4 protein-coding genes are annotated in these 12,285 nt (G+C 64.1%); all 4 read left to right on the forward strand.

Features of this window, described 5'->3' with window-relative positions; translation table 11 throughout:
• Positions 1–111: IS3 family transposase (locus VGU03_RS08680; RefSeq protein WP_327477844.1), on the forward strand; the 111-nt coding region annotated here is incomplete at its 5' end.
• A 333-nt stretch (positions 112–444) separates the two neighbouring features.
• Positions 445–2,184 carry a ShlB/FhaC/HecB family hemolysin secretion/activation protein gene (locus tag VGU03_RS08685; RefSeq protein WP_327479998.1) on the forward strand — a complete coding sequence of 580 codons (1,740 nt, stop codon included), beginning with the start codon at positions 445–447 and terminating at the stop codon, positions 2,182–2,184.
• A gap of 69 nt (positions 2,185–2,253) precedes the next feature.
• Complete coding sequence (locus VGU03_RS08690; protein ID WP_327479999.1) at positions 2,254–11,793, forward strand: filamentous hemagglutinin N-terminal domain-containing protein; 9,540 nt, start codon at positions 2,254–2,256, stop codon at positions 11,791–11,793.
• The gene (locus tag VGU03_RS08695) at positions 11,783–12,244 is read left to right on the forward strand and encodes a hypothetical protein (protein WP_327480000.1); all 462 of its coding nucleotides are present in this window, start codon (positions 11,783–11,785) and stop codon (positions 12,242–12,244) included. The genes VGU03_RS08690 and VGU03_RS08695 overlap by 11 nt, the downstream gene beginning before the upstream one ends.
• The last annotated feature ends 41 nt before the right edge of the window (positions 12,245–12,285 follow it).

Genomic DNA, 12,285 nt, shown 5'->3' on the forward strand with positions numbered 1-12,285 from the left:
GACGTGTTCGACTACATCGAGATGTTCTACAACCCCAAACGCCGCCACGGTTCAAACGGCGACCTGTCGCCTGTAGAGTTCGAACGGCGCTACGCGCAACGAGGGTCCTGAGTGTCTACGGAACCCTGGGCGATTCACCATGGGCTATGCCACCGGCTTAGCGGACAGGTTGCGGGCGAGACGCATAGGCAAAAAGGTGGGCCGCTGAGCGGGCACGCGTTCGCACGAAACGCCCTGGGGTCGTGGCCATCGTTCAACGCGGGAATCTGTTCCATCGAGCGGCGTCTTGCGCTGACGCAATCTTGCAAGAATTTTCGGTCGCGCGTAGGCCAAGCCCTACTGAAGAACATCGGCAAGCACTTTTAAAATGCGCGAGGGCGATGTGACACACGGACTGTGGTGTGGATACAGCGGTTGCCAGGGATCGCAAAGGATTACAGGCGCATGCAAGACACCGATGGAAAGCGGGTTGCGGCAGCTTCACTGCGGCGGTGGGTAGGTGCGTCGCGACGAAGGCCTGCGGCGGGCGCGTGGGCATTGGCGCTTGCGACCAGTACGATCTCCTGCGCACTGTACGCCCAGACGACAACCGCCCAGCAGGAACAGCGCGAGCGTGCGCAGCGCCAGGCACAGCAACGCGAAGCGTTGCGTTCGGCACCAGACGTGCGGCTGCCTGCGGGGCAGGCTTTCGACTACCACCTGACAACGATTCCCGCGGAAACGCCGTGTTTTCGCCTCGATACCGTGCAGTTGGACGGCGCGCACCGCAAGGACTTCGGCTTCCTGCAGAAGTACCTCGACGCTTACCGAGGCCGCTGCCTGGGACAGCAGGGATTACGCCTGTTGGCGCACCGTGCGTCGGATTTGCTGCTGGCACGCGGCTATGTCACCAGCCGACTGGTGGTTCCGGAGCAGAACCTCGCCGGTGGTCATTTGCGCGTGGTGCTGCTGGCGGGCACGGTGGGTGCCGTGCGTTTCGCACCAGGTTCCGTCAAGGTGGACTGGCGCAGCGCCTTGCCGATCCGCCCCGGCGATGTGCTGAACCTGCGTGCGATCGAGCAAGGCCTTGAGCAACTCAAGCGCGTGCCCTCGCAGGACGCGAAGATCGATATCGCCCCTGGCGCGCGTCCCGGCACCTCCGATCTGGTACTCGCCATTGCACGCGGCAAGCCTTGGCGGATCGTCGCCAACCTCGACGACAGTGGCGCGCACAGCACCGGTAAGGAGCAGGGCGGCCTCACCCTGGCTGTCGACCAGCCGTTGGGCACCAACGATCTGCTGAGCATCGGCTATAACCACAGCCTGGGCCATTTCGACCCTGCTAAGGGCACATACGGCGGCAACTTCAACTACAGCGTGCCGTGGGGCAACTGGACGTTCAATTTGTCCTCGTCGCACTACGCCTACCGCCAGTCGGTGTTTGGCTCGCTTCAGACCTTTGCCTATACGGGTACATCGAGCACGACAGCAGCCAGTGCCACGCGCTTGCTGCATCGCGATGCGCACAGTCGTACCTCGCTGGAGATGGCTGTCGCCACGCGCAACGAGCGCAGCTACATCGATGGCGTGCAGATCCAGACCCAGCATAGGCAGGTGACCTCGGCGGAACTGGCGCTGATCCAGCGCCGCTACCTCGGTCGCTCGCAACTCGACGTGCGCCTGGCCTATCGCTGGGGCGTGCCGTGGCTAGGGGGCGCGTGGCGTCCCAGCGTCGCGAACGGCCCCACCAATCGTTACAGCTTCGCGACGCTCGACGCCAGCCTGAGCACGCCGTTCCTGACCTTCTCCGCACCTTGGGTGTGGTTGTCCGAACTGCACGCACAAGCCACCGGCGATCACCTGTATGCCGAGGACGACCTCACCCTCGGTGGCCGCTACACGGTGCGCGGCTATGACGGCAACACGGTGCTCGCCGGTCGCCATGGTTACTACTGGCGCAACACGCTCAACTTGCCGTTCGGCGGTACGGGTGTCCTGGTGTATGGCGGCATGGATGTGGGGCACGCCGGGGGCGATGCCATCAGTGGTTATGCCAGCCAACGCCTGAGCGGCGCGGTGCTGGGCGTGCGCGGTTCGCGCTGGGGCCTGAACTGGGACGTGTTCGCTGGCTGGCCGTTGCAGGCGCCGCGTGGCTTCCCGGTGCGTCGTCCCACTGCGGGCATGCAGTGGATCTATACCTACTGAGACATGGAACGACGGCATGGTCGGCGCGACGAAGCGTCGACGGGCCGGATCTGATCAAGGAGCGATGCGATGAACAACGGAACTGTGCGCAAGGCCAAGGGCGTACCGGCTGCCACCGTGTCGTGGCAGCGTTCCCTGCGTCGGCATGCCTTATGGGCTGCGCTGACCTTGGCGTTGGGTGTGCCGACTGTCCAGGCGCAAACCGTCGCCGAAGGCGGGACGCATACCAGCGTGATCGCCGCGCCCAATGGCGTGCCGGTCGTCAACATCGCCGCACCCAACGGCGCAGGCGTGTCGCACAACACCTACCAGCAGTTCAACGTTGGTAGCAACGGCCTGATCCTCAACAACAGCGGCTCGGTCAGCAACACGCAACTGGCCGGTTACATCGGCGGCAATCCCAACCTCGGTGCCAACCAGGCCGCCTCGCTGATCATCAACGAAGTCATCTCCACCGCACCCAGCCAATTGAACGGTGCGATGGAAGTGGCGGGGCGGGCCGCCCAGGTGGTGGTGGCCAATCCCAACGGCATCAGCTGCAGCGGCTGCGGCTTCATCAATGCACCGCGCGGCACGCTGACCACTGGCAAGCCGTTGTTCGCTGGCGACGGCTCGCTCGGCGGGTTTGCCGTCAGCGGCGGCACGATCACCGTCGAAGGGCAGGGGTTGCCCAGTGGCTCGACCGATCGGGTGGACTTGCTCGCGCGCGTCGTGGCGATCAATGCCGGCGTGTGGGCGCGCCAGCTCAACGTCGTCACCGGCCCCAACCGGGTCGACTTCACGACACTGGCCACCCAGCCGCTGAGCGCGACCGGGGCGACACCGAGCGCGGCGCTGGACGTCTCCGCGCTGGGTGGCATGTACGCCAATGCGATCCGCCTGGTTGGCACCGAGGCGGGCCTGGGAATCAACAGCCAGGGCGAGATCATCGCCCAGAACGGCAACCTCACGCTCACCAGCGCCGGCCAAGTCGTGCTGGCGGGCAAGACGACCGCCACCGGCGATGCCACCGTTGCGGCCGCGCAATCGCTGACCAACCAGGGCTCGCTCGCTGCCGGCGGGAGCGTCACGCTTGGGAGCGGCGATTTCACGAACCAGGGCGTGCTCTACGGTAACAACGCGATCACGTTGTCCGCCAACGGCGCCTTGAGCAACAGCGGCCAGATCGAAGCACAAAACGGTACCGTGACGCTGGCTTCCACCGGTGCTTTCGACAATGCGGCATCGGGCAGCTTGTATGCAGGCGGTACGCTGGGCTTGACCGCCACATCGCTGACCAATGCCGGCATCCTGGAGAGTGCACACGGTGCCTTGCTGCAACTGGGGGGCGCCGCGAACAACAGCGGCACGCTGCAGCTCGATGCTGGCGACTTGGTCGTGCACGCCGCCACAATCGGCAATGCCGGCACGCTGAGCGTGGGCGGCAACGCCACGCTCGATGCCACGACCAGCCTGAGCAGCACCACCACCTTGCTTGCCGGTGGCCAACTGACCTTGACGGCGCCGCAGCTCGTGACCGCCGGCACCGTGCAGGCGGGTGGTGCGTTGACCTTGAGTGGCGACACGCTTACCAACAGCGGCAAGCTGTATGCACTGGGCGGCGCATGGACGGCGACGCTGGGCGGCGCATTCGTCAACCAGACGAGCGGCGACGTGTACGCCGGCCAGGGCTTGGCCGTGCAGGCGGCTTCCCTGGCCAATGCCGGCAGCCTCGAAGCGCAGCAGGTGGGCACCCTCACGTTGATCGGTGCCCTCGGCAATAGTGGCAAGCTGCAATCCGACCAGGCCGACCTCGTCCTGAGTGCCGCGTCGCTTAGCAACGCCGGTACGGCAAGTGCTTTCGGCCATCTGCAGTGGCAGGTCAGAGCCGCCGCGCAGAACAGCGGCGTACTGGTCAGCGGTCAGGCGATGAACGTGTCGTCGGGCAGTTTCGACAACCAGGCGGGCGCACAGATCCAGAGCGGCACCGACCTCGCCTTGTCCGCGACCACGCTGGCCAACGAGGGCACGATCAATGCCAAGGGCAACGCCGCGCTCAGCGGTGTCACGCTGAACAACGCCGCCACCGGACAAGTCCTTGCGACCGGTACGCTCACCGTGGGCGAAACCGGCAGCGTCGGCAACGCCGGCGTGTTGCAGGCGGGCAGCGACTTCACCTTGACCCAAGCCGCCTCGCTCACCAACGCCGCCAACGCCACGCTGTACGCCGGACAGGACTTCAACCTCGCGCTGGGTCAGGCGCTGACCAACGCCGGCATGCTCTATGCCGCGCGTACCAGCACGCTGTCGGTGGGCAGCGTGGGCAACACCGGTACGTTGCGCAGCGGCGGCACCTTGTCGCTGACCAGTGCGGGCGACGTTGTCAGCAGCGGCGCCATCCAGGCGCAGCAAAGCGTGAGCCTGCTGGGTGGTGCGGACGTCACCACCAGCGGCAAGCTTTACGCCATCGATGGTGGATTGACGGTACAGGCCACGGGTGCTTTCAGCTCGGCGTCCGCCGGCGACATCTACGGCGGCCAGGACATCGGCTTCCAAGTGGGCAGCTTTGCCAATGCGGGCCGACTGGAAGCCACGCAGAGCGTGAACCTGCTCGCCCAGGGCAGCGCCAGCAACAGCGGCGATCTACAGGCCGACCACGGCAACCTCGTCATCGCAGGCGGCGCACTGTCCAACCACGGCACTTTGAGTGCCGCCAACGCCACGCAATTGACCAGTGCCGGTAGCTTGGGCAACAGCGGCAAGCTGGTGACCGGCCAAACGCTGGCGATCACGGCGGGCAGCTTCACCAATAGCGGCCAGATCCAGAGTGGCGGCGCTGCCACGCTGCAATCGGCCGGCATCGTCAACAGCGGCTTGCTGCAGGCCGGCAGTAATCTCGCCATCAGTCACAATGCCACCTTGGCGAACCAGTCGGGCGGCTCCCTGTTGGCCGCGGGGGATGTCGACGCGGACACCTCCTCGCTGCTCACCAATGGTGGCGTGATCCAGGCAGGCGGCAGTCTGGCGATCGACGGCAGCGGTGCCATCAGCAATGCCGCGGGTGCGACGCTTTATGGCACGCAGCTCGTCAACCTGCAGCTTGGCGGTGGCCTGAGCAACGCCGGCACCGTATACGGTGCGCAGGGCGTCAATCTCACTGCGGCCAGCCTGGACAACAGCGGCAGCCTGCGCAGCGGCGCTGCGCTCGGTGTCACCACACAGAACGGTGCTACCAATAGTGGCGCGACGTACGCGCTCGGTCTTGCCACCTGGAACGTCGGTGGCGCCTTGGCCAACGCCGGTGTGCTCGCCGCCGACGGCAATGTCACGGTGCAAGCGGCCAGCGTGAGCGGCAACGGCACTGTGGCGGCCGGTTTGCAGGGCGATGGTTCGCTCGGCGCAACCGGCGATCTCAGCGTGACCACCACTGGCAAGCTGGCCGCAGGCGGTCGCTCGCTGGCCGCCGGCAACCTCGTGTTCGCCGGCAGCACGGTGGATCTTTCCGGCAGCCAGACGCGCGCCAGCAACATCACGCTCACCGCGAGCCAAGGCAACGTGACAAATGCCGGCGGCGATTTGGCCGCCAACGGCACCGTGGCGATCGCGACACAGGCCAGCCTCGTCAATGGCGGAACGGCAGCCGCGCAGGGCGGCAAGATCAGCGCAGGCACCCTCGTGCTGCAAGCAGCGGCGCTGGACAACCGTTACGGCTCGCTGACCCAGACTGGCGCCAGCGATCTGGCTCTTTCGTTGGCCGGTGCCTTCGCCAATGCGAACGGCACGCTGGCGACGAACGCACACAATCTCAGTCTTCGTGCGGCCGCGATCGACAACAGCGCCGGCACGATCCAGGACGCCGGCAACGGCACGCTGGACCTCGCGACGACGGACAACCTGACCAACACCGGCGGCAAGATCGCGGGCAACGGTGCACTCACGCTGCAGGCGAACGGCGTGCTGGGCAACGACGGCGGCCTGCTAAGCGTCGCGGGGAATGTCTCGGCCAACGCCGGCAGCTTCGACAACGTGCACGGCACGCTGATCGGCCAGAACCTCGACCTCATCATCGCGCAGGCATTGACCAATACCGGTGGCGGCACGATCCAGGCCGGTGGCGCGCTGCAGCTCGATGCCGGCTCGGTCGACAATACCGCCAGCTATATCAAGGTCACCGATGCGCAGCCGTTGACCCTCACGACCACGGGCGCCCTGACCAATGGCGCCGGCGGTTTCATCGGCGGCAACGGCGCCGCCACGGTAAATGCCGGCAGCCTCGTCAACGCAGGCCAGATCTATGCCGGCGGCACGCTGGGTGTCACCACGCAGGGCCAGCTCACCAACGATGGCGGTGCGCTGCAGGCACAGGGCACGGCTTCCATCGTCAGCGGCGGTGGGCTGAGTAACCGCGGTGGTCGCATTGAAGCCGGTAGCGGCAACAGCGCCGCCGGCTTGAGCGTGCGTGCGGCGAGCCTGGACAACACCGCCGGCCGCATCGCCAATGCAGGACAAGGTGCCAGCACGTTCGCCATGGAGCAGAGCGCAACCAACCGAGGGGGCACCTTGGGTGGCCAAGGCGCGGTCACACTGTCCGCCGGGAGCCTGGACAACAGCCAGGCCGGCAAGCTGGTCGCCGGACAGGCACTCACGCTCGCTCTCGGCAGCTTGAACAACACATTCGGCAGCGTGTACGCCGCCAGCGACCTCGGTTGGGCCAATGGCGGTGCCAGTTTCCTGAATGCCCAGGGTTCGCTGCAGGCGGGTGGCAATTTGGCTCTGGATCTGGCCTCGCTCGACAACGCCGGTGGCACGGTCGCCACCAACCAGAGCGGCACCCTCAGCCTGGGCAGCTTCACCGGCCTTGGCAAGGTCGCCGCCGGGCAGGACCTGTCGCTGACCCTGGAGGGTAGTTACACCAACGTCACCGGCAGCCAGCTCAGCGCCAACCGCAATCTCACGCTCAACGTGAGCGGCAACTTCAGCAATGCCGCCGGAGCCACCTTGCAGGCGGTGAACCAGCTCGCCGTCAACGCGGCCAATATCGACAATGCCGTGGGCGCCACGCTCAACGGTGCGTCAACCGTGCTGGCCACGGGTGGCGCGCTCACCAACGAAGGCAGCATCGAAGGCAACACCATCACCCTCAATGCGGGATCGCTGACCAATACCGCCAACATCATCGGCGGCAGTATTACGGCTACGGCCGGCTCGCTCACCAACGGCGCCGATCTCGGCACGACTACCGGCAACAATCCGTATCAAAGTGCGCTGATCGCGGCCGCGAATGGCATGAACCTGTACGTCAGCGGCACGCTGCTCAATCGCGACGCCACGATCTTCACCCTCGGCAACCTCGCCATCGGCGCCAACGCCAGCGGCGGCGCCAGCCAGGCAGTGACCAACCGCTCCGGCGACATCGAGGCCGACGGCGGCATCACGATCAATGCGAACCAGTTCACCAACGAGCGACGCACGGTCAATACCTCCACGTACACCTTGACTCCCGCCGAGCAGGCAAACAACACCTCGACGACGACAAGCACGTTTGATTGGACGACAGACCCCAATGCGGTGGCGTGGTGCGCCAACTACGCCACGACGACCGGAGCGAATGGCCACGCCGTCCGCTGTGGACCCATGGGCTACTACGGTGACTCGGGCCACGAAACGCTTACCGAGCAAGTCCAGTCGGTCAATCGGCTGTTGAGCGCGAGCGCGCAGAGCAAGCTCGTGAGCGGGGGCGACATCACCCTCAACGGTTCGGTGATGAATAACGCCTCCGTAGTTGCCGCTGGCAACAACCTGGTCGTCAATGGTCAGAACGGCAGCAACGGTGGGGGCAGCACGGCCCATGCCACCGTGCAGAACATTGCCTGGGCGCCGACGGCGTTGGTGCAGAGTAACGACGTGCGTGCGGTCGATGGGGATTACCAAGGCTCGCGCTGGTACTCCAATCGCGAAAGCAATCAGCCGCCTATGGTCTATTGGACCGGCACCTCAACCAGCATCATTGCGCTCGACCCTTTCGGCAACAATGGCTGGATCACCGTTGCGCCAGGCGCGGGCCTGAGCGCCACCATGAGCGCTGGGAACACCGTTTCGATCATCGCGCATACGATCAATAACGCCACCGTTGGCGCCAACGGCCAGCCGGTGCAAGGCGCGATCGGCTTGGGCGGCAACAGTGCGGGCCAGTTCGTGGCCGGCAGCGGCGCAGAGGTGGTGGGCAGCGCCAGCGGTACGGGCGGCAGTGTGGGCGGCGTGGCTGTGGGTACTGCGCCCGGCCAGGCCAGTGGCGGTTCCCTCGCCCTCGCCACGGCACACGCTGTCACCAGCACACCGGTGAGCAGCGCCAGCGCGAGTCCGTCATCGCTCGCCGCACCGCAGGTGGTCGCCACACTGATCGGTCCCAACGCCAACGTGCGCCTGCCGCAGACCGGCCTGTACACCATCAACGTGCAGCCCGGCAGTCAGTTCCTGGTCGAGACCAACCCGCAGTTTACCCAGTACAACAACTTCATCAGCAGCAACTACCTGCTGCAGCAGTTGGGCTTGAACCCGGCGCAAACCCAGCAGCGCCTGGGCGACGGCTTCTACGAACAGCAGCAGGTGCTGGACCAGATCACCTCGCTGACCGGCCGGCGCTACCTGGCCGACAACACCGACGCGCTGGACCAGTACCGCGACCTGATGAACAACGCCACGCAGGTGGCCAAGCAGTTCGACCTGTCAGTGGGGGTGGCGCTGACGCCGGCGCAGATGGCCAGCCTCACCCAGGACATCGTGTGGCTGGTCAACGTGACGGTGGACGGCCACCAGGTGCTGGAGCCGGTGGTGTACCTGAGCGCGGCCGATGCGAAGAACCTCGCGGCGAGCGGTGCCACGATTGCCGGCAAGAACGTGATCCTCACGGCCAGTGGCGACGTCACCAACAACGGCACCATCGCCGCCAGCCAGAACGCTCAGCTCACCGCCAGCAACCTGCTCAACAGCGGCACGATCAGCGCCGGCAACGACCTGAGCATCAACGCCGCGCAAAACATCCTCAATGGCGGCACGATCAGCGCCGGCGGCAATGTCTCGCTGGTGGCTGGCAACGATGTGCTTAGCGGCGTCAATGTGTCGCAAAGCCTGGGCACGGTAAATATGACCGGTTTGAATGCGCCAGTGAGCGCGGTCGCACTGACCACGATCGGACCGGGCAGCATTACCGCCGGCGGCAATCTGGCGATCAGCGCCGGGCGCGACATCAGCCTGGACACTGCACCGGTGGCGGCTGGCAGCAACCTCAGCCTGGCCGCCGGCCGTGATCTCATCGCCACCGCCACGGCAATTCGCGCCGGCGGTGACGCCCGGCTGCTGGCCGGTCGCGACCTCACCTTGAACGCTACGAGCCATACCGGTGGCATCAGCGATGCCGCGCACGCCACCGTGGATGCCACCCACACCGTGAGCACGGTCGGCGCTGGCGGCACCCTGGTGGTAGCGGCCGGTCGCGACCTCGCCAGCCAGGGCGCGCAGTTCAACGCCGGCAACCAGCTGGGCGTGAGCGCGGGCCGCGATGTCACCCTCAACGCCGTCAACGACAACCAGTTCACCGGTAGTGGGCAGGAGAGCGGCAGGCACTTCGCCACGCAGACGCAGAGCGACGACACCTTGCGTGGCACCACGCTCAGCGGTGCGAACGGCGTCAGCGTGGTGGCGGGCCGCGATATCACGACCACGGCGGCCACGATCAGCAGCGCCCATGGCGCGGTGCTTATCAATGCAGGGCGTGACGTTAACCTGTTGGCCGGGGAGGAGGATCACAGCACCAGCCACGACACCAGTGCCACCAGCAGCGGTCATACCTATGGCACCAAAACCGTAATCACCCACGATGCCACTAGCGATAGCTTCGCCAAGGGCACCACGATCAGCGGTCAGGCAGGTATCGAGGTGGATGCTGGCCACAATCTGCTCGGAGTCGGTACCACGTTGCGAAGCGGTGCCGGCAACATTGGGTTGAGTGCCGGCGGTCAAGTGGCGCTGCTCGCAAGTAGCGACACGCATACCACCGAACACTCCCAACAAACCCGCGAATCTGGTTTCGAGTTCATTCCCAACCCGCATCAGGGCACGCGCAAGAACGATACACAGACCCAGCAGGTCACGGCGAACGGCAGCACCCTTGATGCCGCCGGCTCGATCGCGGTGGTCAATGGCGGCGACCAGACGTACCAGGCCGCCAACGTGCACAGCGGCGCCAACACGAGCCTGGTGAGCGGCGGCCAAATCACCCTCGCGACGGCGACGAATAGCAACAGCTACAGCCGCACCTCCAGCAAGCACAATGTCGCCTACCAAGCCCAGGATAATCGAGGGCAGATCACGACGACCGAGCAGCAAAGTACCTTTACGGGTGGCGGTAGCCTGAATGTCGCCGCAAGCAATGGTGTTGTTGTGCAATACGGCCAGCACGCAGGCGAAACGCAGGCGCAGGCGATCACGCGTATCACGCACAACGCCCCCGGCACGGACTGGATGAATGTGCTGCAGAATAATCCAAAGACCACATGGCAAGGTATTACCGAGCAGGATCAAAGCTGGCATCAGCACCACGAAGGACTCACGCCTGCCGCAGGGGCTGTCGTGACGATTGTGGCGGCCTATTTCACGGCAGGGGCAGCCAGCGCGTGGATTGGCGATGCGGCGGGCGCAACGGCCGGTTCGGGCACGGCGTTTGCCGCTGCCGGAACTGGCGCCACCGGGGCGGCCGTATCCGCTGGCTGGGCCAATGCGACGTTAGCTGGTGCCGCGGCCGGCTCAGCGAGCGGTGGGGTGGGCGCCGCGGCGCAAGGCAACGACTGGCGCACACCAGCACTGTACGGTGGCATCACCGGTGGCTTTACCGGCTATCTGTCCGCGGGTACGTACTACAACAACCCGATCAACGGCGCTAAGCAGCTGGGCAGCTATATTGCCAGCGGCAATACCGATGCTCTCGGTGAATTTGCCTTGAAGTATGCGGCGGCTGACGCGGCGGGGCGTGTGGAAACAAGGCTGGCTAGTGATCTTGGCCTCAATGGCGCCCAGCTCAACTGGTTGCTGATGGCGGGATCGATAATTGGAAACCAGCTGGGAGATGTCGGATCAAGGTATAGAACACCAACACCGACAGCACAAAAGCCTGATGGCGAACCAAGCTTCGATACAACGAACAACACGGGGGTGGTGGGGATACTGAATCGAAAAAATGCGCTGCTTGGCTTGCCATTCGATGCGATAGATATTCTGCTGGGATACCAAGGCCTGCCGGATGCGTCAGGGGCAGATGCACTCTATAACGTGAATTCGAACGGGGTTAATCAGTCTCCTGCGCCAAAGCTGACATGTCACAGCTTGGGAACCATTACGTGCTCCTATCTTGGCTGGAATGGTACGCAAAACACTACGTTGGCGTCGATACCCTTCGGGGTGGTGGCACCGCCAGACGCAAGCGTATTTATTGGCAATGGGGACGCTGTCAATGGATTCTATGGCGGACAACTATTTAACTGGAACGCCACGGTTGTAACCATTCCGTTTATAGTTGGTCATCCGTTCGAGAACTATAAGATATATGTGGATAAAGGAGCTAACAGTGGAAAATAATGATGTTTGGAGAGGCTCGGTTTTTTCTCGTGCGGCCGGACCATCCTGGGGTCGATATGTAGTAATTTTGATAATTTCTTGCCTGTTTGCGGCATGCACAACTACGTCTTATAAGCCAGATGCGCTTGAAGGATTGGGTTTTTCTGCATCTGGCTGCGCCATCCTTCGTTATAATGGTTCATTTTCTGAAATTAGCTATCTTGGTCAAATTGGTGGCGGAATAACACCGCAAAATGCACGCGGCGCATTTGTCGTGCGAGGGACGCGGGTCGCGTTAGAAAAAGTTGAGTCATCTTGGGATTTTGAAAACGGTTATCGTATGCGGCTGTACTTACGTGTACCAATAAAAGAAAAAATTCCGACTTTTTACCTTGAAGAAACGGGCAGAAGTGCAGTGAGCAAAGAGAATCTTGATGACTTTGTCAACTCAAAGCTCCAGCCCTGCAGATAAAGTAGATTGCGATGTTTCTGAAGCGGGGCAGGTCGGCGGCA

It is taken from the genome of Frateuria sp. (assembly GCF_035944355.1).
Lineage (GTDB): Bacteria > Pseudomonadota > Gammaproteobacteria > Xanthomonadales > Rhodanobacteraceae > Frateuria_A.